Origin of the sequence: Chelativorans sp. J32, assembly GCF_000518985.1 — a bacterium.
Lineage (GTDB): Bacteria > Pseudomonadota > Alphaproteobacteria > Rhizobiales > Rhizobiaceae > Chelativorans.
Genome location: NZ_JAEQ01000002.1, coordinates 378677 through 402800, shown reverse-complemented (window position 1 = coordinate 402800; position 24124 = coordinate 378677). Strand labels below are relative to the sequence as shown.

The window sequence follows — 24124 nt, the reverse complement described above, 5'->3', positions numbered from 1 at the left end:
CGTGAAACGCCTTGCTACGAGCCCCGTCCGGCCACCGCGTCTATGATCGGGTGACGGAGAACGTCGCCGACCGCGATGCCCGACTTTTCAGCGGTGCCGGCTTTGAGTTCAAGCACGAATTGCGCGTCGACCGAAGGGGAAATGCTGTCGGTCGAAAATGGCACGCCCTGTTCGATGGCCCGCACCTTGCCATCCTCTCCGATAAAGAGGAGATCGAGCGGCATGGGCGTGTTCTGCATCCAAAAGCCGAGTTGCTGGCTTACGGGAAAGACGAAGAGCATGCCGCGATCGTCATCCATTGTCTCGCGGAACATCAGCCCGCGCTGACGTTCGTAATTGTCATCCGCCACTTCTATGGAAAAGCTCTTCTTGCCGGTGGCGGTTTCAGCCACGAGGCGGTCGGGATGAACTTGCAGCAGCATCGGCTGTTCCGCGCGTGCGGGGGCGCTGGTACTCAAGGCTAATGGAACGAGGAGCAGGATGAGCAAAAGGAGACGCATCAGGTTTTCCTTCAGGCGGTCTGCCTGCCCCTGTGAAATCAGTGCGAGACTGGCAGAGTACCTATATCCGGATGGATTTCGGCAGCCATAAGGCCCTTGTCTCCCCGCCCGAAGCGCACCAGGACAACCTGCCCCGGCCTCAACTCCGTCACGCCATACCGACGCAGCGTCTCCATATGGACGAAGATATCTTCCGTTCCCTCTCCGCGGGTAAGGAACCCGAACCCTTTCGTCCGGTTGAACCATTTCACCAGGGCCCGTTCGAGCCCGCTCTCCGGCGTAACGGTGACGCGCGTGCGCGGTGCCTGGTCCTCCGCCGGATGCACGGCGGTGGATATATCCATGGACACAACCTTGAAGGCCTGCAGGCCTTTGTCACCCCGCTTAGCCAGGCAGACGATACGGGCTCCGCTCAATGCAGTCTGGAAACCGTCACGCCGCAGGCAGGACACATGCAGGAGAACATCGCCGAGTTCGGCCGTATCTGGGAGGATGAAGCCAAATCCCTTGGCGACATCGAACCACTTTATTGCGCCCGCAACCTCGATTGCTTCGGACACATCTTCACTGTTGCCCGCCCCCCGGGCTTCGTTCTCTGCAAGCCCTCGATCGGTCGAGGATTTATCCTCCATTTCGTCTTGCCTTCCCAAGTCCGGTGGATTGATTCTGTCCTCATCAAGATAGCATCCTCCATTCCGGGCTTAGCAAGGCCCGCTCGGGATTTTCAACAGCACCCCGAAATACTGGGTTCCGGTGTAATACCACCATAAAAGATTACCGAGTCTCCCCCATTGCCCGTAGAGCCGGCCACGCCCTATCCTCTCCGCAGCACAGAAGAAAGGAAAGCCAATGCGTTACCTGCACACGATGGTTCGCGTCCGCGATCTCGACCAATCGCTGGACTTCTATTGCAATAAGCTCGGGCTCAAAGAAGTGCGCCGGTCCGAAAACGAAGCAGGACGATATACCCTCGTCTTTTTGGCAGCGCCGGAGGATATCGAAGCAGCTGAACGTCACCAGGCTCCGCTCGTGGAACTCACCTACAACTGGGACCCGGAAGACTACCATGGTGGCCGGAATTTCGGCCATCTGGCCTATGAGGTGGACGACATCTACGCATTCTGCCAGCGCATGATGGATGCGGGCATCGCGATCAATCGCCCTCCGCGCGACGGCAGAATGGCCTTTGTCCGCTCGCCCGACGGCATCTCGATCGAAATCCTGCAAAAGGGCGAATCCAAGCCCAAAGCCGAACCGTGGGCGTCGATGCCGAACACGGGTACGTGGTAGGATAATTGCGAAATAGCAGAGGCAGCGGAGTTACGGCCCCGCTGCCTCCTCTGCCCTGGGAGGAGCGCATGAAGGAAATCCTCGAGGAGCTCGAAAGGCGGCGCGCGGTCGCGCGCGCGGGCGGCGGCAAAGGCCGAATCGAGCATCAGCACGCCAAGGGAAAGCTCACCGCCCGGGAACGCTTGGAGATCTTTCTCGATGAAGGTTCCTTTGAGGAGTTCGACATGTTCGTCGAACATCGCTCTACCGATTTCGGCATGGAGAAGACGAGGATAGCTGGGGATGGCGTCGTCACCGGCTGGGGAACCGTCAATGGCCGTACGGTCTTCGTCTTCGCCAAGGACTTCACCGTCTTCGGCGGTTCTCTTTCAGAGGCGCACGCCGAAAAGGTGATGAAGATTCAGGACATGGCTCTGAAGAACCGGGCGCCGATCATCGGATTCTACGATGCAGGCGGCGCCCGCATCCAGGAGGGCGTCGCCGCACTCGGCGGTTATGCCGAGATATTCCAGCGCAATGTCCTGGCATCCGGCGTGATCCCGCAGATCTCGGTGATCATGGGCCCGTGCGCGGGTGGCGACGTCTATTCGCCGGCGATGACCGATTTCATCTTCATGGTTCGCGACACGTCCTACATGTTCGTCACCGGACCGGACGTGGTGAAGACCGTCACGAACGAGAACGTGACCGCTGAGCAATTGGGCGGGGCCCATATCCATACCACGAAATCCTCGATCGCCGATGGAGCCTACGACAACGACGTAGAGGCGCTACTTCAGATGCGTCGACTGATCGATTTCCTGCCCTCTTCCAACACGGCGGAAATTCCTGAGATCGATTGCTATCAGAGCGCCGGTGAACCCGATTACTCCCTTGACCGGCTTGTTCCGGCGAACGCGAACAAACCCTACGATATCAGGGAGTTGATCCTGAAGACCGCCGATGAAGGCGATTTCTTCGAGATCCAGGAGGGATTCGCCAAGAATATCGTCACAGGCTTCGGCCGCATTGAAGGGCGCACCGTCGGATTCGTCGCCAATCAACCCATGGTTCTCGCTGGCGTTCTCGATTCGGATGCCTCGCGCAAGGCGGCCCGTTTCGTGCGCTTCTGCGATTGCTTCAACATCCCCCTGGTCACCTTTGTCGACGTTCCCGGCTTTCTGCCGGGTACTGCGCAGGAATATGGCGGGCTCATCAAGCATGGTGCCAAGCTTTTGTTCGCCTATGCTGAGGCCACCGTGCCGAAGATTACCGTCATCACGCGCAAGGCATTCGGCGGCGCCTATGACGTGATGGCCTCAAAACATCTGCGAGGCGACATCAACTATGCCTGGCCGACGGCGCAAATCGCCGTGATGGGTGCCAAGGGCGCTGTCGAGATTATTTTCCGCAAGGACATCGCGGATACCGAAAAGATCGCCGAGCATACCCGACGCTATGAAGAGCGCTTTCTCTCTCCCTTCGTCGCAGCTGAACGGGGCTATGTAGACGAGGTGATCATGCCACACTCGACGCGGCGCCGCGTGGCCCGTTCGTTACGCATGCTACGCCACAAGGATTTGCAAAATCCCTGGAAGAAGCACGACAATATCCCGCTTTAAGGCGCCGATTCTAGTGGAGGGTCGTCCCGTCGGCCCCGCAGCGCAGCTGGCATGCTGGCATTACTTCTGGCCGATGAAAGAGCATTGCCGCATTCATGACCATGCCCATGGCCATGACTTCAGCCTCTAACTCGCCAAGGGTTGCTCGCTCGGCCGGAAAACGCGACTTCACCTCCCAAGCAACTGCGGGCACGTTAAGCAAACCATCGCGCTCCAACGCCCGACGAACCGTCGCCTGCAGCTCCTGCCGCAACTCGGTGGAAAATCGGGACACGAGCACCTCCTGGCAATTACAGCGGCCAAAGAGCCACTCGAACGAGAATAACAGCTCCATGGGGGCTTGCAATCATTTTTTCCTTTCAAATCAATAAGTTAGTATAATCCACTCATTACAACACATACAGTTACGGCAGACATCGCTGCACTTACTCATTCTTAGATCTTGACTACTCGCCCGCCTGAACCATCTCCTTGAAAATGGCAGCGAATCCTGAATCTAATTGCCCGGCTGTATGGATTGAGGAGTATCTAAGTGGCCGCGCTTGAGCGACCAGAACGTTTGCAGATCATGCTGAGCGCCGAAGAGCTTAAGGCGCTTGAGGATTTTCGTTTTGAGAACCGGATGCCGAGCCGGGCGGCCGCTGTGCGGGAACTGCTCCGGCGCGGCTTGGCTTCGGGTGGTTTCCTCCGGATTGCGACGGGAGCGAAATCCCAGGATTTCGGCGTCATCGACAAACCGTCCCGAATCGCCAAGAGGCCACGCGATGGCTCCTCCAACGGATCCGAGGACCCACACGAGGGAGCCTGACTAACAGCCAACGGGTCTAGAATGACTTCGGTGGGACGAAGAGGCAGATGGTGCGGGTTGTATCTGCGCCGGCCACCGAGCACCAATGGTAGACGCCATCGGGCGATTGCCGTACGCGTCTGTCGGTGTAGGCCACGACTTCGCCGGTGAGCTTGATCACGTATCCTTCCGGCCGCTCGGATACGACGCTGGCCGGGACTTCGCGGCAATCATTGTTTGAGCAACAGGCATATGGATAAGTCCATCCGGATTTGGCTTCATGCGCAATGACGCTCGAAGGCAATATCGAAAGGCAAAACAGAAGGCCGGCGGCGACGCCGCTCTTTGGGAGGATTGAGTGCAAGCCGTCCATGACTGGTCCTCAAGATCACCCCCCGGTTGAATTTCGCCCAGTATGGTCACCAGTCTCGTTGCAATGCTTTAACGACCAACGCGGTGTTTTAACGACCAATGCGGGCAACCCTATGCCGGCATGGAACGCCAACCAGCAGTGATTGTTCCCGCTACGAACACCCAAGCGCCAGATTGACTTTTGCCGCGTAGCGGTGTGGGTTGCGCACGAGTGTGCATGGGCGGAGGGAGGTTGCCGACCCTGCCGCTCGACGATTTGCAAGCGCGAAGGGCGCCATGACCGTTACCGATATTGCACGCCGGGTCTACAACCATACCTGGAAGCTTGATCCGATCTCCCGTAGCCTGCTCGACACGGATTTCTATAAGCTTCTGATGCTGCAGATGATCTGGGGCCTCTACCCGGACGTGAACGCCACTTTCACCCTTAAGAATCGCACCCGGCAGGTGCGCCTTGCCGACGAGATCGACGAAGGAGAACTGCGTGCACAGCTCGACCACGCCCGCACGATCAGATTCTCCAAAAAGGAGATGATCTGGCTCGCCGGCAACACCTTCTACGGCCGCAAGCAGATCTTCAGCCCCGAATTCCTCGATTGGCTCGCCGGCTTCCAGCTACCGGAATACGAACTAAGCCGGCGTGATGGTCAGTTCGAGCTCCATTTTCACGGCCGCTGGATGGAAACAACCATGTGGGAAATTCCAGCGCTTGCCATCATCAATGAATTGCGGTCTCGCGCTGCAATGCGCTCGCTCGGTCCTTTCGCGCTAGACGTGCTCTATGCCCGGGCAAAGGCGAAGGTGTGGGAAAAGGTTGAGCGCCTAAGAAAGTACCCGGACATTCGCATCTCCGACTTTGGCACGCGTCGTCGCCATTCTTTCCTCTGGCAGCGCTGGTGCGTGGAGGCTTTGAAGGAAGGAATAGGCGAATCCTTCACCGGCACCTCCAATGTCCTGCTCGCCATGGATCTCGACTTGGAGGCGCTTGGAACCAACGCCCATGAGCTACCCATGGTGCTTGCCGCCCTGACCGAAACTGAAAACGCGTTGAAAGCCGCGCCTTATCAGGTGCTCAAGGATTGGCAGAGCTATTATGGCGGCAATCTGTTGATCGTCTTGCCGGACACGTTCGGTACTGAAGCCTTTCTCGACAACGCCCCCGACTGGGTCGCAGACTGGACAGGTTTCCGCCCCGACAGCGCGCCCCCGATCGAGGGGGGCGAACGCATCATCTCCTGGTGGAGAGAGCACGGCCGCGATCCCCGCGAGAAGCTGCTGATCTTTTCCGATGCACTGGATGTGGACACGATCGAGCGCGTGTATCGTCACTTCGAAGGGCGAGTGCGTATGGCCTTCGGTTGGGGAACCAATCTCACGAATGACTTCGAGGGCTGCGCGCCCGACAAGATCGACAGTTTGAAGGCCATTTCGCTTGTCTGCAAGGTAAGCGAGGCGAATGGGCGCCCGGCCGTAAAGTTGGCGGACAATCCCGAGAAGGCCACCGGCGAACCGGACGAGATCCAGCGCTATCTAGACGTTTTCGGCAGCCGCAATCGCGTGCGACAGCCCGTGGAAGTGTAGGATTGTTCAGCCGAAGGCATACGCCTTCGAAAGCCCTTTCTGTGCAGGGTCTGTGCGCGGCGCACCTGATCGCCGTTCAGGCCTGGATGATACATTCCCGTGCCGCAGCATTGCGCAACGCGGCGAGAGCAACATGCTGGCTCGAGCGCTATGGCTTACCCCTGCTGTTCCAGCATTTCCTTCACAGTCGTTGCCAACTGCTTGAGCGAGAACGGTTTCGGCAAGAAACCGAAAATGGCATCCTCTGGCAGGTTTTTGGCAAAAGCATCCTCGGCATAGCCCGAGACGAAAATGAACTTTATCCCCGGCTGAACCTTACGCAGTTCGCAGAGCAAGGTCGGCCCATCCATTTCCGGCATGACGACATCGGAAACGACGATATCGACCTTGCCCTCGAGCGCGTTGAAGATCTCCAGCGCTTCGGTGCCGGAGCTTGCCTCATGCACTTCATAGCCCCGCGAGGTCAAAGCGCGCACGCTGCCCATCCTGACGGCGTCTTCGTCCTCGACCAGCAGCACGCGTGCGGAACCGGAGAGGTCCCGGTTTGCCTCCTTGGGCTTCTGAGGCGATTCGGCGACACCGTTCGATGCGGCCGCCGCGGCAGCCTTTTCCTGTGCGACCTCGGCCAAGGCGGGTATGTGGCGCGGCAAGAAAATGCGGAACGTCGTTCCCTTCCCGACCTCCGAATCGCAGTAGATGAAGCCCCCGGTCTGCTTGACTATGCCATAGACCATGGAGAGCCCCAGGCCAGTGCCCTTTCCAACCTCTTTCGTGGTGAAAAACGGCTCAAAGATCTTTTTCTGCACCTCGGGCGGAATGCCGGTGCCCGTATCCTCAACCTCGACTATCACATAATCCGCCGGCTGCAGTTCCCGGTAGGGATAGCGCGCGCATTCCTCAGCCGAAACGTTCTTGGTGCGAATGGTGAGCTGGCCGCCTTCGGGCATTGCATCGCGAGCGTTCACCGCCAAGTTCACGATCACCTGCTCGAACTGGCCTATATCGGCCTTCACGGGCCAAAGATCATGCCCGTGCTCCACCGCCAGCGTGATGTCGTTGCCCACCAAACGCGACAGAAGCATGCGAATATCGGCAAGCACATCGGTAAGGTTCAGGACCTCGGGCCTCAGCGTCTGGCGCCGCGAGAAGGCCAGAAGCTGGCGCACCAGCGATGCCGCGCGGTTGGCGTTCTGCTTGATATTCATGATGTCCGGGAAGGACGGGTCGGACGGCCGGTGATTCGTCAAAAGCAGATCCGACGCCATGATGATCGCCGTCAGCACGTTGTTGAAGTCGTGCGCAATCCCCCCTGCGAGCTGGCCCACCGCCTGCATCTTCTGGCTTTGAGCCATTTGCGCCTCAAGCGCCTTCTGCTCGGTCGTCTCCACCGCATAGACGATAGCGGCCTCCTCGGCTGCCTCGCTGCCGGGATCTGCGACGGCATTCACATAAAACCGCAGATGCCGCTCCTCATTGTCCGGCAAAACCGTGTCGATGGGCGTGATGTCGGCCTGGCGCTGTTTCGCCTTCTCAAGCGCCAGCGCGAAAGCCTCCCGATCCCGTTGGTGCATTGCCATATCCAGCCGGATGCGACGGTCCACCGCGTCGCGATCGACCACACTGGAGAACAGGGAAAGGAACGGTGCGTTTGTCCGCAGTATCCGCCCCTCCTGATCAACGCTGGCGATAGCCATGGGCGTTGAATTGAAGAAGCGGGTGAAGCGCACCTCCGAAGCACGCAAATCGGCCGAAGAATCTTCGCCAAGGGTGCGGTTGAGGACAATTGTGCGTGTCGGGCCTGGCGCGCTTTCCCGGGAAGCGGCAACCCTGTGCAGGAATCTCACGGGCAGAACTTCGCCGCGTGTGGTTGCAAGATCGAGATCGATGACGGCACTGCGAGACTGGCCATGCTCAGCCTTAACGGCCTGGATGAGCGCCATGCCATCTCCCGCCACGAGCTCGCGGAGCGCAATCTGACCCGGAATGAAATTGGCAAGATCTATTCCGAGCCACTCCGCCAGGGTGGCATTGAGATATGTGATGCGTCCGTCCGCGTCGGCGGCGAAGAACCCCGCAGGCGCTTGGTCGAGATGATCGATCGCCTTCTGAAGGTCCAGGAAGAAGCGCTCCTGTTCAGCGCGTTCCTCGGAAATATCCGTTATCAGCCATGCCGAAAGCGGCATACGGTGGCCGGGCACCTTGAAAACGCGTGCCCACAGGCGGTACCAGCGCGCTCCCAGATCGGCGCCCGGGCGGATCGGCCGGGAAAGCCTGAATTCCCCATCTCCAGCTCGCCCATCTCGCAGGCCTGCTACCAGACGTTCCACTGTGGGAGCAGCCTCGGGATTGTCCGATAAAAGTGCCTCGACCGTCTTAACATCGGAGGCCGAACCGGCTCCCGTCAATTCCGCATAGGAGCGGTTCGCATAGAGGATGCGCCCTTTGGCGTCGGCGACCAGCAGTCCTTCGGACATGGAATCGATGTAAGAGCGCGAAAGCTCGTCGCCCGACGATCGCCGCGCGATCTGAATGAGGCCAATGGCGCTGGCAAAGAGATAGCCAACGCCGATCATGGCGAGGACGCCGAGAATGCCCAGCAGAACACTGTCGCCCAGGTGTTCCTGGAAAAGCCCGATAACCAGAGCCGAGCCGATCAGAACGATAATGAATATGATCAGCCGCGTCAGGATGCCCGGCCTTAACCCCTGGTCGATGATGGGTGCCGACTCTGTTTCTGTGCCATTCTGTTTGGCCATCCCTTCCCTCGCGCCGGGTTCCACGCGGCCCCCATCCATTCTTCCGCATATATCAGGGCCGCGCGCCGGCGCAAGCTCGCCGAAACGCTTGGCTCGTCATTCCCCCATGGAATGGGCAATTTCGGGTTGCCGCCTCCCACTTCAGCGCCTAGTTATAAATCCTTGAAGATCAACGTACCTGGAGAATTTGGATGAGCGAGTCGGTTGGCGGTTTGATGAATGGAGGATTTCTCTCCGCGGTTCTCTGGGTTCTTGCCGCCCTTGTTCTCCTGGTCATCGTGCTCTTCGTCGTCCGCGCCATCCGCAATCGCGGATCGGGAACCTTCGTTCTTGGCGGCCGCCACCGTGTGCCGCGGCTTGCTGTCATCGATGCCACCGCAGTCGATGAAAGGCGTCGCCTGGTCCTGGTCCGGCGTGACGAGATCGAGCACCTGATCCTGATCGGCGGGCCCACCGATATCGTGGTCGAGCAGAATATCCGGCCGTTCTCCAACACCACCACCGCCGCCGCCCCCCGGCGCGAGCCGCAGCCGGTCTCGGCGCCTACCACCGCCCCCTCACCTGCGCCTGCTCCTTCACCTGCGCCGGTCGCCCCATCCGCGCAGCGTCCTGTAGAAGCCGCAACGCCGAGGGCACAACCGGCCCCCGTTCGAACGACAACACCTCGACCCGAGACCGTTCCTGCACGTCCTGACCGTGTCGCCGCTCCCGAATATCAGCAGCGCCGCGAAGCGCCGGTTGCACCTCCTCCCCCGAGTGAGCAGCGCGCACGCCCGGTAGCGCAGGCGCCAGCAATGCGCCAGGAGCAGTTCCGCACGCCACCATCCGCACCAGCCGGGGAATGGCAAGAAGTGGGGCATCGCGAAGTCACGCGCGAAAATGAGATCGACGCGGCATTCCTCGAGGAGATCAGGCCAGCAGCTGAGGCGCCTCGCCCCCAGCCAACGGCCGCCGAACCGCCGCCCGCACGCCATGAGCCCTCGATCGAGGAAGAAATGAGCCGCCTGCTCGACGATCTCGTGGAAGACGAGAAGAGCCGCCGCTGAATGGTAGCCCGGTTCCTCGGCGGAGCAGCGCTTGCGCTAGCGGGAATGCAAAGGTTGGGGCTGCTTGTGGCCCCCTTCAAGCACAGACCCGGTTCCGTCCCTCACGCTTGGCTTGATAAAGCATCCGATCGGCGCGGCGATAGAAGCTTTCCGCGCTCTCATCGCCGTTCCACACGGCAATTCCCACACTGGCAGAGATTCTAAGCCTGACATTGCCGACATCGAGCGCCAGGCTGGAGATGGCTCGGCGAGCGCGTTCGCCGAGCCTGTTCAGCCCCTGCTCGTCCATATTGGGGACAAGGACCGCAAATTCCTCGCCACCGAGGCGCGCCACCACGTCGTGAGGTCGCGTCAGTTCCCGCAGACTGCGTGCCACTTGGCGCAACACCTCGTCCCCGGTATCGTGGCCATGGGCATCGTTGATCTGTTTGAAATGATCCAGATCGAGAACCATGAGCCCGACGGGCTTCCGGATACGCCCGAACTCCCGCAGATATTCAGCCAGCGCATCATCGAAATAGCGGCGGTTGTGGGCCCCGGTCAGACTATCGGTGAAAGCTGCATATTCGAGGGATTCGGAACGAGCGCTGAGCGTTTCTGTCATCGCGCGCAGCTTTCCTTCCTCCATGACCTGTGTCCGGATGAGAGGATAGATAAAGAAAAGCCCCGAAATTATCGCGATGGCGAGAAAAATACCGGTTATCATCAACAGCAAACGGAAATCTTCAAGCTCTCCTGAATGCTGAATATGGCTGTTCGCGCTCATAAGGCTGTAGGCCGCCACAAGCGTGACACCAGCCCCCATGATCAGCGCGATCAGGATAAAAAATGCGGATTCCGCCTTATGGAAACGCATGCCCACCCACGCACATACATCTGCAAGTTGTTCCCGCAGACACGCTTACATGAAGTTGGTTGGAAACTGAAGCGCCAGGTCGGTTCCTTCCACCGGCTAGCGCTCGGTGGCCGTCACACGGCCATGCGCTCCCAATCTTCGCCTAGTTGGTGGCGAAACCAGGTCATTTGCCGCTTGGCATATTGCCTGGTTGCTGCCTTGGCGCGAGAAGCCGCTTCCTCCAGGCTGATTTCCCCCGCCATAGCCGTCGCGATTTCGCGTACGCCGATTGCTTTCATTGCCGGCATTGAGGGAGGCAGATCAAATGCGAGCAGCTCCTCCACCTCTTCGATAGCCCCACTCTGCATCATCTGATCGAAGCGGCGTTCGATCCGGCCCGCAAGCGCCGCCCGTTCCGGCATAAGCACGATTTTCCGGGCCGATGGGAGATCCACCAGGGGAAGCGAAGACTGCGCCTGCCAATAGCTGATGGGCTTGCCCGAGGTTTCATGAACCTCCAAGGCGCGCAGGATCCGCTGTCCATCAGACGGTCGGATGCGACTGGCGGAAACGGGATCCACCTCAGCAAGCAGCCGATGCAGCGCCTCCTCCCCTTCGTCAGCCAGCCTGCTCCGCCAATAGGTGCGAACCTCCTCGTGGACGTCCGGTATTGGCGCAAGCCCCTGCGTCAGCGCACGGAAATATAACCCTGTGCCGCCGACGAAGATGACGCGCTTGCCACGCAACCCCTCCGCTTCGATCAGTTCTTCCACATCGCGCACCCAGTTGCCGGTGGAATAAGGCTCGTTCGGAGGGACATGGCCGTAAAGCCGATGCGGTGCCTTGGCAAGTTCATCCGGGCCTGGCCGTGCCGTCAGCACCCGCAGCACCGAATAGACCTGCATGGAATCCGTGTTGACGATGATGGCGTCATGATCTGCAGCCATGCGGAGCGCCAAGGCCGACTTGCCGCTGGCCGTCGGCCCGGCTATCAGGATGGCTTCCTTCAGCATGGTTTTCCACTTGTAGCGGATTTTCGCATGGCCATCATCGCAACACTCATCTCGAATCCGCACGCTCCCGCGGTGAGCCGATCCCTCGCGAATATGGCGAGCCGCACGGTCGGCGCAAGCGAGATGATGTGGCTGGCCGAATCCGTCGCCTGCGATCTGATCTTGCCGGCAGGTGCAAAGCAGGGGGAAGCGGAAGAAGCCCTGCGCGAGGTGCTGGCCGGCAGTCCTGTGGATATCGCGGTACAGGCCTCGGAAGGCCGCCGCAAGAGAATGCTTATTGCCGACATGGATTCCACCATGATCGACCAGGAATGCATTGACGAACTGGCGGATGAGATCGGCATCAAGGCCCATGTCGCGGCGATCACGGCGCGCGCAATGAATGGAGAGATCGCGTTCGAACCGGCGCTTCGGGAGCGCGTGGCGCTGCTTGAAGGGCTTGAGCTTGCAGTGATAGAGCGCGTCATAACGGGCCGCATCACGCTCGCTTCGGGCGGCCGCGAACTGATCGCCACCATGCGCAAAGCGGGAGCCTACACAGCGTTGGTTTCCGGTGGTTTCGACATCTTTACCGGACGAATAGCCGCCCAGCTCGGTTTCCACGAGCATCGGGCGAACCGACTCATCGAAGCGCACGGAAAGCTCACGGGCAAGGTTGTGGAGCCAATTCTTGGTCGTCAGGCGAAGGCGGATGCGCTTATGGAGATCGCTGCCCGCCTCGATCTCGACCTGGGCGAGGTGATGGCCGTCGGCGACGGCGCGAACGACCTCGATATGCTCCGACTTGCGGGCGCCGGGGTGGCGATTCATGCCAAACCTTCCGTCGCTGCCGAAGCACGCATCCGCATCGATCATGGCGATCTGACCGCGCTGCTTTATCTGCAGGGATACAAGCGGGAGGAGTTTGCAGTCTAGACAGTAGCGCAGATCAGCTTTTGTATTGTCGGTGATGTAGAACGACAAACCACGGGGCGCCGGTGCTCCTTCGCTGGACCGACCTACTGCCCTACCGTTTTTCCCTACGGCCCTGCCCTTCAGCTCATTCGCAGCGTGACGAACCGAAGTTCGCCGGATTTCGAAGACAGCATCAGAAGCGCGTTCTTGCGCCCCTGCTGTTTGAGTTCTTCAACCTGGTCGAGCACGTCCTGAGCCGAGGAAACGGACTGAAGCGCAATTTCCACGATCACGTCGCCAGGCTGGACGCCTTGTTCGGCCGCAGGTGAATTGGGCTCCACCTCAGTGACGAGGACACCTGCCAGATCATCCGGCAGGTTGAACTGACCGCGCCCCTCCTCATCCAGTTCTCTAATGGTCATGCCGAGCAAAGTGGCGGTTGCCAGCGGCGTCTGTTGCTCGGTGTCTTTTTCTTGGGTCTTCGACGCGGATTTGTTCTCCTCTTCCTCTAGGCGCCCGAGCGTCACGGTCACTGTTTCCCGCTTCCCCTTGCGCAGAATCTCGAGCCGCACCGCCTTCCCCACGCCGGCTTCTGCCACCAGTCGCCGCAACTGCCGATCGTCGGTGATGGTGCTGTCATCGAGCCCGACAATGATATCGCCCGCCTGAAGCTGGCCATTGTCGGCAGGCCCGTCCTTCTCAATTCCGCTCACCAGAACGCCAGCAGCCTTTTCCAAACCGAGGCTTTCGGCGATTTCCTCGGTGACGGGCTGGATGCGAACGCCAAGCCACCCGCGGCGCGTCTCGCCATATTCGCGAAGCTGGCCGACGACATTGAGCGCGAGATTGGAGGGAATGGCAAAGCCAATACCGATGGACCCGCCTGACGGAGAGATGATGGCAGTATTGATTCCGATCACCTCCCCCGCCATGTTGAACAGCGGACCGCCGGAATTGCCGCGATTTATCGCGGCATCGGTCTGAATATAATCGTCATAGGGCCCCGAACCGATCTGTCGGTTGCGCGCCGAGACGATACCGACTGTAACGGAGCCGCCGAAGCCGAACGGGTTTCCGATCGCCATCACCCAATCGCCGATCCTCATCCCGTCGGAATCGCCGAAATGAACCTCTGTTAGCGTCTCGCCTTCGGGATCCACCTTCAAGACGGCAAGGTCGGTTTTCGTATCGACACCTACGAGTTCGGCCTTGCGCGCCGAGCCGTCCGAAAAGTTTACGGTGATCTCGTCGGCATCCACGATCACGTGATTGTTGGTGACGATAATGCCTTCCTTGCCGTCGATTACGAAACCGGAACCCAGGGAGGAGCCGGGTCCGGGAGCGCGCGGCTGGCGTTCTTCGTTTCCGAAGAAATCACCGAAATATTCCTCGAAAGGAGAGCCTTCGGGAAGACGCGGCATCGGCACCCGCTCGCCCCTCGAACCGCCATTCTGAGAAGTGGAGATGTTGACGACCGCCTTCAGCAGGTTTTCGGCGAGATCCGCGACGGAATCAGGCCCGTGCTGGGGCCGGATTCCGGTCTGCGGCGCACGCATTCCCTGCGTTCCGGTATCCGGTGCCGGTAGAAGTTCCGTTTCCGCTCCGGGGGCCGGCGCCTGATTTGTCTCGCCCCCAGGCTGGGAAGGTGGTTGATCAGGCCTCGCTCCTGGCTGCTGCTGAACCGGGGCTTGTTGCTGCTGCGCCAGTTGCGCACCCGCACTATCAGGCTGCGCCCATCCGGCCGCAGGCATTGCCACCATGGCGGCCGGCAACGCGGCCATTAGGATTCGGCAGGCGGCGCGAGGCAGTTCACGAGGCATGGGCAAGTCTCCGATGGCCAGACGCAGGCATATTCGAGCGCGAATGCGGCACGCTTGCGACCAGTTATATAGCTTCGAGAGCGCTTCGCGCCAGCGCAGAAGTCAGCCGCGTACCAGCCAGACGACGAAGACGCCGGCCGCCATGACGGCCAGCCCCACTGCGCGCATCATCCCTTCCGGCATATGGACCACATCCGCGGCCATGCGCTTGGCAAGCCGCGGAAGTGCCCCATAGAGAAGCCCCTCGAAGACAAGGACAAGCCCCAGCGCGGCAAGAAAATCACTCACCGCGCCACTCCTTGAAAATGTGCCCCTTCCTCAAGCGGAGGCTCTGCCTATTGAGGAGGGACAGGCGCGCTTTGGCGCGGTGCCGCCTCGCCTTGTGCAGGCGGTACCGAACCGGTCAGGGGCCCCCCAGAGTCGCCGTTGGTCCCGCCACCGGCTCTCCCGTCGGGAGAGCTGAAGAAGCGGAAGAACTCCGATTCCGGCGAAAGGAGCATGGTCGTGCCAGAGGGAGAAAGCGCTTCCCGATAGGCCGCCATGGAGCGGTAGAACTCGAAGAACGCCGGGTCTTGCTGGAACGCTTCGGCAAAAATGGCGTTGCGCTCGGCCTCGCCCTCACCTCGCAGGATCTCCGCTTCGCGCTGTGCAGCCGCAAGGATCTCAACCACCTCACGGTCGGCACGGGCGCGGATGCGGGCGGCCGCCTCGCGCCCACGGGCACGCAGACGCTCTGCTTCCGCCAGGCGTTCCGCCTTCATGCGGTCGTAGGTTTGCTGCGATACCTCCGCCGTCAGATCGGTGCGGCGGATACGGACATCCCTGATCTCGATGCCAAGCGATGCCGCATCCGGGCGCAGTTGCTCGGCTACCTCCCGCATCATCGAGCCGCGCTCCTCGGAAAGTGCAGCTTCAAAGCCGCGAAGACCGTAGACGCGGCGCAGCGCCGCATCGAGACGCGTACGCAACCGCTGCTCGGCAAGCTGAATGCTGCCGGAGACCGCCTGCCGGAAACGCATGGGATCATTGATCGAATAGGCGACGAAGGCGTCCACTTCGTAAAACTTGCCGCCGGATACCTGCACGCGGATGTCATCCAGATCGAACCGCAGGATCCGATCTTCGATGATCTGCACGTTATCGGCGCCGGCAAAGGCGAAGGGCAGCTTGAAATAGAGCCCCGGCTGGCGCTCGACCCGCACGATTTCGCCGAAGCGAAGCACGATCGCCTGTTGGCGCTCATTCACCACAAACACGGACGAATAGAGCAGGAACAAGACGATGGCGGCAAGGACAACGATGAAGGGAAGACGATTCTGCATCAGTTGTTCCCCCCTTGCGCCTGAACGCCAACCTGGTTCGTATTTTGCGCCGTGGCCGGCGGCGTTGTTCGCCTGAGTTCAGGCAAGGGTAAATACGGCAACACGTTCTGTCCTGTTCCCGGCTCTACGAGTACCTTGTTGGAGCCGCGGAGCACGTTCTCCATCGTCTCCAGATAGAGGCGCTTCCGGGTCACGTCGGGCGCCTTGGCATATTCCGCATAGACGGAGAGGAAGCGTTGCGCCTCACCTTCCGCCTCCAAAACCACGCGATTCTTGTAAGCGGCAGCTTCCTCGCGGATCTGCGCCGCTTCGCCCCTTGACTGGCCAAGCTGCTGGTTCGCGTACTGATTTGATTCCTCGACGAACCGGTCCTCGTCCTGCTCTGCCCGCTGCACTTCATCGAACGCATCGGCGACCTCGCGTGGAGGTGCGGCGTCTTCGATGGAAAGCGCGTTGATTCGGATTCCTGCGCCATAATCATCGAGCGTCTGCTGGATGATGCTCTGCACATCCAGCGCAATGCCCTGACGATCGTCGCGGAAAATGTCCTGGGCAGGGCGGCGGCCTACAACCTCGCGCATCGCACTCTCGGCCACCTGGCGCACCATTCCATCCGGATCATCGACATTAAAGAGATAAGCCGAGGGATCGGCCACCTGATAGGCGACAGAAAACTTCACATCGACGATGTTCTGATCGCCAGAAAGCATCAGGCCGGATGAAGCACCACTTCGGATTTCGCCGATATCGACAAGCCGCTCGGCTATGGAGACTGTGTCGACCGTTTCGATCGGCCACCAATGGAAGTGCAGTCCCGGCTCCGAAAGTTCTTCCTTCGGCTTCCCGAAACGCAGCTCCACGGCAATTTCGTCAGGCTGAACGGTATAAATGGACTTGAAGAGCCATAGGCCTACGAGCACCAGCACGATGAGCAAGACCATGGCCGGGCTTCCGCCGCCGCCTGGAAGCGCGCTACGCAACCGATCCTGACCGCGCCGGATGATCTCTTCCAGATCGGGGGGCGAGGATTGCGGTCCGGTCGGTCCACGTGGACCCTGGTCCCAAGGTCCCCCCCCGTTTCCTCCGCCCCAAGGGCCACCGCCACCTTGATTGTTCCAGGGCATTATTGTTCCTTTTCCTGCGCCTCGGCCCTGAAGCCGCGACATTGCCGTTCGGCCTGTTATAGGTGTCGGAAAGCATCCTTTCAACGCAGGCGCTTAGCGTTCTGCCGTCGCACCTGCCCTGCGCCTCCTAAAAAACCGTTCAGACCGCCTCTCGCCGCTCGTAAATCACGTAGCGCGTGGGGTAAATATCCTTTTCGCCGGCAGGCACGGCTTCACTGTGCACCGGATGCCAGACTTTCGGATCGATCTTCGGAAAAAAGGCGTCGCCCTCGATCTCCGCATCGACATGCGTGACATAGAGCAGATCCGCTCGCGAAAGCGCCTGGCGATAGATTTCACCGCCGCCGATCACGCAGATTTCCTCGGCCTCGCTTTCCGCCCTCGCCTTTTCAAGAGCTTCGTCAAAGGAGCGGGCCGTCAATGCTCCTTCCGCGGCGAAAGCGGGATTGCGGCTTACCACGATATTGAGACGGCCTGGCAGCGGCTTGCCGATGCTTTCCCAGGTCTTGCGGCCCATAATCACGGGTTTGCCCATGGTCACAGCCTTGAAGCGCTTAAGGTCTGTGGAAAGCCGCCAGGGCAGGCCGCCATCGCGGCCGATCACGCCATTCCTTGCAATGGCCACCACGAAGGCAAGCTTCATTCAAGCTCCTATGAAAACTTGCGGACTTAAACCGCGATCGGTGCGCGGATCGTCGGGTCCGCCACATAGCCTTCCAGCTGGAAATCCTCATAGCGGAAGGCGAAGAGGTCATCCACTTCCGGATTGATCCACATTCTGGGCAGCGGCTTGGGGCTGCGGGTCAGCTGTTCCTTTGCCTGGTCGAAATGATTCCGGTACAGATGCGCGTCACCCAGCGTATGCACGAACTCGCCCGCTTGCAGCCCCGTCACCTGGGCAATCATCATGGTAAGCAGCGCGTAGGAGGCGATGTTGAAGGGAACGCCGAGGAAGATGTCGGCCGACCGCTGATAAAGCTGGCAAGAGAGCCGCCCCTCCGCCACATGGAACTGAAACAGGCAGTGGCACGGCGGCAACGCCATCTGGTCCACCTCCGCAGGGTTCCAGGCCGTTACAATGTGACGTCTTGAATAAGGATTTTGCTTCAAGCTTCTGAGAAGATTCGCGATCTGATCGATATGCCGTCCATCCGGCGCCGGCCAGGAACGCCACTGCGCGCCATAGACCGGGCCGAGGTCGCCATTCTCGTCCGCCCACTCATCCCAGATCGTGACGCCGTTCTCCCGAAGGTAGCGGATATTGGTATCCCCCTTCAGGAACCACAGCAGCTCATGGATGATGGATTTGAGATGCAACTTCTTGGTGGTCAGTACCGGGAAACCGTCGGAAAGGTCGAAGCGCATCTGATAGCCAAACACGCCCCGCGTGCCGGTACCGGTCCGGTCTTCACGGTCGACGCCGTTCTCAAGAACATGGGCTAGCAGATCGAGATATTGGCGCATTGGGAAAAAACCGAATCAGACCTCATCAGCGGTCTAGCATAAGCCGAACCGGCAGGCAGAAGAATGCCCGCCGGCAGGCGCATCACCTCAAAGCTCGGCGATTTTGCCGAGTTGCTTCGCAACCAGGTAATAGAAGGTAACACGGCTCTTGGTGTTGTCGGCGGACATGGTCTCGCAGACCTTCTCGATCACCGAATCGCAGCGCGCCTCATCCGTCTCGCCGAGCTTCTTGATGCACCATTTTTCCCGCACACGGGCCAGCTCTTCCGGATCGGAACAGGAAACCAGCGAGGCGTCGCGGCTGCGCAAGGCGATGCCGAGATGCTTCACGATCTTGTCCACCGCCGCCGCATCGGCCGTGGCATCATATTTCTGTACGTCTGCCAGATAATTGGACATGCTTAATCCTTCCTCTCCTCTGCCGTCCCTGTCAGCGCCCAACCCCCGGACGCTTCCCGCGGCTGACCTTCGATGCAAGCCCGCGGCAAGTCAACGAAAAATGCCATGGCAGTTGCACTGTCCCCTCTTTCATCAAACGACTTCCGCCCCTATATTGTCGCTGTCGGCCTCGTGCCGACTATGGCGATAAACGGCCGATGGAATAAGCCATTCGGACCCGGGGGCGGTACCCGGCGCCTCCACCAGAAACCGCCGGCCCAGATGAAGGGCGGCTTCTGATGGGGGCGAAATAGGATCGACGAGGGTGTAAAGATCGGACTTTCGCTCGGCATGGTACCACCGTTATCGGACCGAACTTATAGTTGCCAACGACAACTATGCGGAAGCACGTCTCGCTGCTTAATGCAGCGCGATAGCTTCAATTCAAGTCTCAGGCCGTCGCAGGTCTGAGCGGGGTCCGGAGGCACCTGGCAACAGAAGCCTCCACTTCTCCTCCCCTTCCATTTTCCCTGACCAATCGTCTTCCGCGCGACACTTCTCCGCGCGCCATTTCCCATGGGAGCTTTTCATGTCGTCTGCAGGGCTGCAGCAACGCAGCAATTTTTTCGTCGTTACCGGAGGCCCGGGCGCAGGCAAGACAACCTTGCTTGAAAGCCTCGAGAACATTGGTTTGGCAATCGCCCCCGAAGCCGGCCGCTCCATCATCAGGATACAGCGTATGATCGGCGGCACCGGCCTGCCCGATCAGGATCCAGTGCTCTTTGCCGAGCTGATGCTCAACTGGGACCTGCGCTCCTACCATGCGGCAGCTCCGTCAATGCTCACCTTCTTCGACCGCGGCATCCCCGACACAATCGGTTATCTGCGTCTCACAGGCCTTCCTGTACCGAGGCACATGCTGACGGCCGCCCAGAGCCTCCGGTATAACGAGTGCGTCTTCATCATGCCTCCCTGGCCGGAGATCTTCTCGACGGACTCCGAACGAAAACAGTCGCTTGAGGAAGCCGAGCGGACATTTGAGGCCATTCGCGCGACCTATCTGGAACTCGATTACAAGCTGGTCACGGTCCCGCGACTTTCCGTGGAGGGCCGCCGCGCGTTCATCCTGAGCCGCATCAGCAAGAATGAGCGGTCCGAAATTCGGGCTCCGAAATCTCGTTCCGGTCTTGCAAGCGCCGGCGGTCTCCGCCAAAACCGCGCAACCATGCTTACGATCAACGATCTCTCACTGCGCGTCGCCGGACGGCTCCTCATCGAGCACGCCTCCCTCACGCTGCCCGCCGGCACCAAGGCAGGTCTCGTCGGCCGCAACGGCGCTGGCAAGACCACGCTTTTCCGCGCCATCACCGGCGAACTCTCCCCGGAAACGGGCTCGATCAGCTTTCCCAAGGGCACGCGCATCGGCCAGGTGGCGCAAGAGGCTCCGGGAACGGAGGAGTCCCTCATCGAAATTGTGCTCAAGGCCGATACCGAACGGGACCGGCTGATGCGCGAAGCGGAGACCGCCGAGGATCCACATCGCATTGCGGAGATCCAGACCCGCCTTGCCGATATCGACGCCCATTCGGCGGAAGCGCGGGCAGCCGCCATCCTGTCAGGCCTCGGCTTCGACCAGGAGGCGCAAAAGCGCCCGGCTTCGTCCTTTTCGGGCGGCTGGCGCATGCGCGTCGCGCTTGCGGCCGTTCTCTTCGCAGAACCCGACCTGCTGCTGCTGGACGAGCCGACCAACTATCTGGACCTCGAAGGTACGCTCTGGCTCGAAAGCTATCTGGCCCGCTACCCTTACACGGTGCTGCTCATCAGCCATGATCGTGACCTCCTGAACCGGGCGGTCAACAATATCGTGCACCTGGAAAACAGGAAGCTCACTTTCTGGCGCGGCGGCTACGACCAGTTTGCCCGGCAATACGCCGAAAAAGCCGAGTTGCAAGAGAAACTGCGGGTAAAGCAGGAAGCGCAGAAGAAGCACATGGAAGCCTTTGTCGAGCGCTTTCGCTACAAGGCGTCCAAGGCCCGCCAGGCACAGTCGCGCCTGAAGGCCATCGCGCGGCTTCAGCCCATCGCGACGGTGATGCAGGAAAGCGTGATGCCCTTCCGCTTTCCCAACCCTGCCAAAGCCGTCGCTTCGCCCATCGTGGCCATAGAAGGCGGTGCAGTGGGGTATCAGCCGGGGAAGCCGGTGCTGAAGCACCTGAACCTGCGGATCGACAATGACGACCGCATTGCCTTGCTTGGCTCAAACGGAAACGGCAAATCCACTTTTGCCAAGCTGATCGCCGGCAGGCTCGATCTTGAGGCCGGTCGCATGACGCTCGCGCCGGGGCTTAAGGTTTCCATTTTCGCCCAGCACCAGCTTGACGACCTCCGGCCCGAAGAAAATGCGCATCAGCATGTGCGCCGACTGATGCCGGAAGCACCGGAATCGAAGGTGCGCGCGCGGGTCGCCCAGTTCGGCCTTTCGACGGAAAAGATGGATACGCCCGCCAAAGAGCTTTCGGGTGGCGAGAAGGCGCGCCTCCTGATGGGCTTGGCATCCTTCGATGCGCCAAATCTCTTCATTCTGGACGAGCCGACGAACCATCTCGATATCGATAGCCGCGAGGCCTTGGTCGATGCGCTGAACACCTATGAAGGTGCGGTCATCCTCATCAGCCATGACCGTCACCTGATCGAGGCTTGCGCCGATCGTCTCTGGCTGGTCAACAACGGCACGGTGCAGCCTTTCGACGGCGATATGGAGGATTATCGCGCCCTGATGACAGGGGGGACGAGCCGTTCACGCGAGAAGCGCGAGGCAGACAAGGCGTCGAAGGCGGATCGCCGCAGGGAGGCCGCCAAGCGTCGAGCAGCACTGGAGCCGCTCGCCAAGGAGATCAAGGCTACGGAGGGCCTGATCGAACGCATGCGCAAGCGGCTCGAAGCGATCGAGGCGCAGATGGCGGATCCGAAGCTTTACGAACGCGAGCCCGGCAAGGCGACGACACTGGCCAAGGAACGAGCGGACCTGGCGCAGTCGATCGCGCGCCAGGAAGAAAAGTGGCTGGAGCTTTCGGCTGAATATGAAGAGGGAATGGCGGAATAGTTTGGGGAATTGGAGATGGAGCGGCAAACCAGCCTCTCCCTTCCAACTCTCCGCACCATCCTTCCCGCCGATGGCCCGGTCATCTTCAGAGGCGGAACTTTCGGCCTGAATACCTCCGCTCGGCGAGACGCCCAGCAATGAAGCAGTCTTCCCCTTACTGCCTTACTGCCTTACTGCCTTACTGCCCTGCCCTCCCTCACGCCTTCCGCTGCCAGCGCCTGTCGGGCCCCTGCTGCCAATAAGTCACATCGTGGCCGGCTGCTTTCATGGCCTTCCAATGCCCGCGCGCGGCGTCAAGCTGGACCGCATCATGCCCGTCAAAAAGAAAGACGGCGCGCTGGTAGCCGTCGAGGGTTCCCGGCTCTGCGCCCTCCACGAGAAAGCGGATCACCGCACCATTGGGGTTGGCAGGCGCCGTTGTGAGGATCACCGGCTGCTCTGCCGAATGGGGCTCGCGGTCCGTTCCATGGGGCACGAAGCTATCGTCTCGGAACGTCCATAAGCAGGCGTCGAGCGCGTCGCGGCGTTCTTCGCTCACGGTCTGGATCCCCACGCGCCAACCCCGCTCGAGGCTCTTTTCCACCAGCGGCGGCAGGGCTTCCTCGAGCGTGGACTCCGTCAAATGATAGAAAAGGACTTCCACCTATCCCTCGTAATGATCGGCGACCAGGCGATCGAGTAGCCGCACGCCGAAGCCGGAGGCCCAGGACTGGTTGATCTCCGAGGACGGCGAGCCCATCGCCGTACCCGCTACATCCAGATGGGCCCACGGGGTGTCGTCCACGAAGCGCTTCAGAAATTGCGCCGCAGTGATCGAGCCGGCGCTGCGCCCGCCCGTGTTCTTCATATCAGCATTCTTCGTATCGATCAGCTTGTCGTATTCGCTGCCGAGCGGCATGCGCCAGACCTTCTCGCCCGTCGCGGCGCCGGCCGCCGCGAGGCGTTCCGATAAAGTGTCATCGTTCGAGAAGAGACCCGCATGGGTATTGCCAAGCGCGACGATGATCGCGCCGGTAAGCGTTGCCAGGTTCACCATGAACTGCGGCTGGAACTGCTCCTTGCAGTACCAGAGCGCATCCGCAAGGACGAGGCGGCCTTCCGCATCGGTGTTGATGATCTCGATCGTCTGGCCCGACATGGAGGTGACGATATCACCGGGACGCTGGGCATTCCCGTCCGGCATGTTCTCAACCAGTCCCATGATGCCGACAACGTTTGCCTTCGCCTTGCGCGCGGCCAGTGCGTGCATGAGGCCGATCACCGCTGCGGCGCCCGCCATGTCGCCTTTCATATCCTCCATGCTGGCGGCAGGCTTGATCGAGATTCCGCCGGTATCGAACACGACGCCTTTTCCGACAAACGCGACTGGCTTGTGCTTGGACTTACCGCCGTTCCACTGCATGACCACCAGGCGCGGCGGGCGAACAGAGCCTTGTGCGACACCAAGAAGCGCGCCCATTCCCAGCCGCCGCATCTCCTTCTCGGTGAGTATGTCCACCTTCACGCCAAGCGCTTCCAGCTCCTTGGCGCGTGCTGCGAATTCCACCGGACCGAGCACGTTGGATGGTTCGTTCACGAGGTCGCGCGCGAGATACACACCCTCGGCAACGGCCGAGGCTTCCGCGAAAGCCTTCTTCGCCGCGTTCGGGTCCGCGCATTGGATCGTGAATTTCTTGTCCTTGGCCTTGGTGCCGTTGTCGTCCTTACGCGTCTTGTATTTGTCGAAGACATAAGCGCGCAGCAGGATACCGAGACCGATATTGGCGATATCGCGGGCGGACGGCTCCGTCCCCGCCACGTCCACGATCACCGTCACATCCGCCGCGTTCTTGGCGGCGGCCGCCACGGCACCTCCGATCTGGGCCCAGGCCTGCTCGGAGAGCGCATCGAGCTTGCCCAATCCGACGACCGCCAGCCTGTCGTAAGTCGTTCCCTGCGGCGCGAGCACCTCCACCGTAGACGCAAGCTTGCCCTTGAACTCGGCGGCAGCGAATACTTTCGGCAAAACGCCGGCCGGGTCGGCGACGGCTGCTGTCTGGCCGAGATTGCACCCTTCCGGCGCGAGCAAAATCACACTGCCTTTCTTCGGCGCGGCAAATTTGGCGAATGCGACGGTCGGTTTCTCGGTCATTGGATGTCCTGTTTGCGTGGAAAATCGAGGGTGGCGCGATCTTGGCGCTTTTGAAACGTTTGACAAGGGGTGGAAGCAACGGCCAAACCCGTATAAAAGGAAAGTGA

23 protein-coding genes and 1 other RNA gene are annotated in these 24124 nt (G+C 60.4%); 8 read left to right on the top strand and 16 right to left on the bottom strand.

The window, feature by feature from the left end:
* Positions 1-14: 14 nt before the first annotated feature.
* Both CHEJ32_RS0105245 and CHEJ32_RS0105240 read right to left on the bottom strand, forming a co-directional pair.
* The gene (locus CHEJ32_RS0105245) at positions 15-500 is read right to left on the bottom strand and encodes a DUF192 domain-containing protein (protein ID WP_028032920.1); all 486 of its coding nucleotides are present in this window, start codon (positions 498-500) and stop codon (positions 15-17) included.
* A gap of 38 nt (positions 501-538) precedes the next feature.
* Complete coding sequence (locus CHEJ32_RS0105240; RefSeq protein WP_028032919.1) at positions 539-1132, bottom strand: cold-shock protein; 594 nt, start codon at positions 1130-1132, stop codon at positions 539-541.
* A 217-nt stretch (positions 1133-1349) separates the two neighbouring features.
* Here CHEJ32_RS0105240 and gloA point away from each other — a divergent pair, with 217 nt between their 5' ends.
* Positions 1350-1790: a lactoylglutathione lyase gene (gloA, locus tag CHEJ32_RS0105235; protein ID WP_028032918.1), complete on the top strand. Its 441-nt coding sequence runs from the start codon at positions 1350-1352 to the stop codon at positions 1788-1790.
* A gap of 68 nt (positions 1791-1858) precedes the next feature.
* Positions 1859-3391 (top strand): acyl-CoA carboxylase subunit beta, encoded by a 1533-nt coding sequence (locus tag CHEJ32_RS0105230; RefSeq protein WP_028032917.1) that lies wholly within the window; start codon positions 1859-1861, stop codon positions 3389-3391.
* Between the two features lie 10 nt (positions 3392-3401).
* Here the strand turns inward: CHEJ32_RS0105230 and CHEJ32_RS23955 are convergent, their stop codons facing one another.
* Complete coding sequence (locus CHEJ32_RS23955; protein WP_156936611.1) at positions 3402-3665, bottom strand: hypothetical protein; 264 nt, start codon at positions 3663-3665, stop codon at positions 3402-3404.
* A gap of 258 nt (positions 3666-3923) precedes the next feature.
* Between CHEJ32_RS23955 and CHEJ32_RS0105220 the strand changes: the two genes are divergently transcribed.
* Positions 3924-4199, top strand: a complete 276-nt coding sequence (locus tag CHEJ32_RS0105220; protein ID WP_028032916.1) for a hypothetical protein — start codon at positions 3924-3926, stop codon at positions 4197-4199.
* Positions 4200-4215: 16 nt separating this feature from the next.
* Here CHEJ32_RS0105220 and CHEJ32_RS27655 read toward each other — a convergent pair whose 3' ends face one another.
* Positions 4216-4551 carry a hypothetical protein gene (locus CHEJ32_RS27655; protein WP_051469461.1) on the bottom strand — a complete coding sequence of 112 codons (336 nt, stop codon included), beginning with the start codon at positions 4549-4551 and terminating at the stop codon, positions 4216-4218.
* 275 nt (positions 4552-4826) lie between these two features.
* On the opposite strand from CHEJ32_RS27655, the gene pncB reads away from it, so the two are divergent.
* Complete coding sequence (pncB, locus tag CHEJ32_RS0105210) at positions 4827-6131, top strand: nicotinate phosphoribosyltransferase (protein WP_028032914.1); 1305 nt, start codon at positions 4827-4829, stop codon at positions 6129-6131.
* A 155-nt stretch (positions 6132-6286) separates the two neighbouring features.
* Here pncB and cckA read toward each other — a convergent pair whose 3' ends face one another.
* Positions 6287-8887, bottom strand: coding sequence for a cell cycle histidine kinase CckA (cckA, locus tag CHEJ32_RS0105205; protein ID WP_028032913.1), 2601 nt, complete (start codon positions 8885-8887; stop codon positions 6287-6289).
* Positions 8888-9078: 191 nt separating this feature from the next.
* On the opposite strand from cckA, the gene CHEJ32_RS0105200 reads away from it, so the two are divergent.
* Positions 9079-9933 (top strand): flagellar biosynthetic protein FliO, encoded by an 855-nt coding sequence (locus tag CHEJ32_RS0105200; protein WP_028032912.1) that lies wholly within the window; start codon positions 9079-9081, stop codon positions 9931-9933.
* Between the two features lie 76 nt (positions 9934-10009).
* Here CHEJ32_RS0105200 and CHEJ32_RS0105195 read toward each other — a convergent pair whose 3' ends face one another.
* Both CHEJ32_RS0105195 and miaA read right to left on the bottom strand, forming a co-directional pair.
* Entirely contained in the window at positions 10010-10789 is a 780-nt protein-coding gene (locus tag CHEJ32_RS0105195) for a GGDEF domain-containing protein (RefSeq protein WP_028032911.1), read from the bottom strand.
* Between the two features lie 113 nt (positions 10790-10902).
* A complete protein-coding gene (miaA, locus tag CHEJ32_RS0105190) occupies positions 10903-11781 on the bottom strand; it encodes a tRNA (adenosine(37)-N6)-dimethylallyltransferase MiaA (RefSeq protein ID WP_028032910.1) in 879 nt (292 codons plus the stop codon).
* A 27-nt stretch (positions 11782-11808) separates the two neighbouring features.
* Here miaA and serB point away from each other — a divergent pair, with 27 nt between their 5' ends.
* Positions 11809-12696, top strand: coding sequence for a phosphoserine phosphatase SerB (gene serB / locus CHEJ32_RS0105185; protein WP_028032909.1), 888 nt, complete (start codon positions 11809-11811; stop codon positions 12694-12696).
* Positions 12697-12815: 119 nt separating this feature from the next.
* Here the strand turns inward: serB and CHEJ32_RS0105180 are convergent, their stop codons facing one another.
* The 7 genes from CHEJ32_RS0105180 to CHEJ32_RS0105150 form a co-directional block, all read right to left on the bottom strand.
* Positions 12816-14231, bottom strand: coding sequence for a DegQ family serine endoprotease (locus CHEJ32_RS0105180; RefSeq protein WP_028032908.1), 1416 nt, complete (start codon positions 14229-14231; stop codon positions 12816-12818).
* A 366-nt stretch (positions 14232-14597) separates the two neighbouring features.
* Positions 14598-14783 carry a DUF2065 family protein gene (locus tag CHEJ32_RS0105175; RefSeq protein ID WP_028032907.1) on the bottom strand — a complete coding sequence of 62 codons (186 nt, stop codon included), beginning with the start codon at positions 14781-14783 and terminating at the stop codon, positions 14598-14600.
* 47 nt (positions 14784-14830) lie between these two features.
* A complete protein-coding gene (hflC, locus tag CHEJ32_RS0105170; protein ID WP_028032906.1) occupies positions 14831-15817 on the bottom strand; it encodes a protease modulator HflC in 987 nt (328 codons plus the stop codon).
* Complete coding sequence (gene hflK / locus CHEJ32_RS0105165; protein ID WP_028032905.1) at positions 15817-16941, bottom strand: FtsH protease activity modulator HflK; 1125 nt, start codon at positions 16939-16941, stop codon at positions 15817-15819. Before hflK ends, hflC begins: the two co-directional genes overlap by 1 nt.
* 139 nt (positions 16942-17080) lie before the next feature.
* Entirely contained in the window at positions 17081-17584 is a 504-nt protein-coding gene (locus CHEJ32_RS0105160; RefSeq protein WP_028032904.1) for a dihydrofolate reductase, read from the bottom strand.
* 26 nt (positions 17585-17610) lie between these two features.
* Entirely contained in the window at positions 17611-18405 is a 795-nt protein-coding gene (locus CHEJ32_RS0105155) for a thymidylate synthase (protein WP_028032903.1), read from the bottom strand.
* Positions 18406-18492: 87 nt separating this feature from the next.
* Positions 18493-18804, bottom strand: a complete 312-nt coding sequence (locus CHEJ32_RS0105150; RefSeq protein WP_028032902.1) for a DUF2853 family protein — start codon at positions 18802-18804, stop codon at positions 18493-18495.
* 123 nt (positions 18805-18927) lie between these two features.
* Here CHEJ32_RS0105150 and ssrA point away from each other — a divergent pair.
* Both ssrA and CHEJ32_RS0105145 read left to right on the top strand, forming a co-directional pair.
* Positions 18928-19292, top strand: a transfer-messenger RNA (tmRNA) gene (gene ssrA / locus CHEJ32_RS26595).
* A gap of 80 nt (positions 19293-19372) precedes the next feature.
* Positions 19373-21886: an ATP-binding cassette domain-containing protein gene (locus CHEJ32_RS0105145; protein ID WP_084032680.1), complete on the top strand. Its 2514-nt coding sequence runs from the start codon at positions 19373-19375 to the stop codon at positions 21884-21886.
* Between the two features lie 196 nt (positions 21887-22082).
* Here CHEJ32_RS0105145 and CHEJ32_RS0105140 read toward each other — a convergent pair whose 3' ends face one another.
* Positions 22083-22529, bottom strand: a complete 447-nt coding sequence (locus CHEJ32_RS0105140) for a DNA polymerase III subunit chi (RefSeq protein ID WP_028032900.1) — start codon at positions 22527-22529, stop codon at positions 22083-22085.
* Positions 22530-24017 carry a leucyl aminopeptidase gene (locus tag CHEJ32_RS0105135; RefSeq protein WP_028032899.1) on the bottom strand — a complete coding sequence of 496 codons (1488 nt, stop codon included), beginning with the start codon at positions 24015-24017 and terminating at the stop codon, positions 22530-22532.
* Positions 24018-24124 lie beyond the last annotated feature (107 nt).

Coding starts and splice junctions, on each gene's coding strand:
- cckA (WP_028032913.1), bottom strand. CDS start 8,887: ATGGCCAAACAGAATGGCACAGAAACAGAGTCGGCACCCATCATCGAC.
- CHEJ32_RS27655 (WP_051469461.1), bottom strand. CDS start 4,551: ATGGACGGCTTGCACTCAATCCTCCCAAAGAGCGGCGTCGCCGCCGGC.
- CHEJ32_RS0105230 (WP_028032917.1), top strand. CDS start 1,859: ATGAAGGAAATCCTCGAGGAGCTCGAAAGGCGGCGCGCGGTCGCGCGC.
- CHEJ32_RS0105135 (WP_028032899.1), bottom strand. CDS start 24,017: ATGACCGAGAAACCGACCGTCGCATTCGCCAAATTTGCCGCGCCGAAG.
- CHEJ32_RS0105200 (WP_028032912.1), top strand. CDS start 9,079: ATGAGCGAGTCGGTTGGCGGTTTGATGAATGGAGGATTTCTCTCCGCG.
- CHEJ32_RS0105145 (WP_084032680.1), top strand. CDS start 19,373: ATGTCGTCTGCAGGGCTGCAGCAACGCAGCAATTTTTTCGTCGTTACC.
- hflK (WP_028032905.1), bottom strand. CDS start 16,941: ATGCCCTGGAACAATCAAGGTGGCGGTGGCCCTTGGGGCGGAGGAAAC.
- CHEJ32_RS0105180 (WP_028032908.1), bottom strand. CDS start 14,231: ATGCGTGCGCCGCAGACCGGAATCCGGCCCCAGCACGGGCCTGATTCC.
- CHEJ32_RS0105160 (WP_028032904.1), bottom strand. CDS start 17,584: ATGAAGCTTGCCTTCGTGGTGGCCATTGCAAGGAATGGCGTGATCGGC.
- CHEJ32_RS0105195 (WP_028032911.1), bottom strand. CDS start 10,789: ATGCGTTTCCATAAGGCGGAATCCGCATTTTTTATCCTGATCGCGCTG.
- CHEJ32_RS0105240 (WP_028032919.1), bottom strand. CDS start 1,132: ATGGAGGATAAATCCTCGACCGATCGAGGGCTTGCAGAGAACGAAGCC.
- gloA (WP_028032918.1), top strand. CDS start 1,350: ATGCGTTACCTGCACACGATGGTTCGCGTCCGCGATCTCGACCAATCG.
- CHEJ32_RS0105155 (WP_028032903.1), bottom strand. CDS start 18,405: ATGCGCCAATATCTCGATCTGCTAGCCCATGTTCTTGAGAACGGCGTC.
- CHEJ32_RS0105245 (WP_028032920.1), bottom strand. CDS start 500: ATGCGTCTCCTTTTGCTCATCCTGCTCCTCGTTCCATTAGCCTTGAGT.
- miaA (WP_028032910.1), bottom strand. CDS start 11,781: ATGCTGAAGGAAGCCATCCTGATAGCCGGGCCGACGGCCAGCGGCAAG.
- CHEJ32_RS0105150 (WP_028032902.1), bottom strand. CDS start 18,804: ATGTCCAATTATCTGGCAGACGTACAGAAATATGATGCCACGGCCGAT.
- pncB (WP_028032914.1), top strand. CDS start 4,827: ATGACCGTTACCGATATTGCACGCCGGGTCTACAACCATACCTGGAAG.
- hflC (WP_028032906.1), bottom strand. CDS start 15,817: ATGCAGAATCGTCTTCCCTTCATCGTTGTCCTTGCCGCCATCGTCTTG.
- serB (WP_028032909.1), top strand. CDS start 11,809: ATGGCCATCATCGCAACACTCATCTCGAATCCGCACGCTCCCGCGGTG.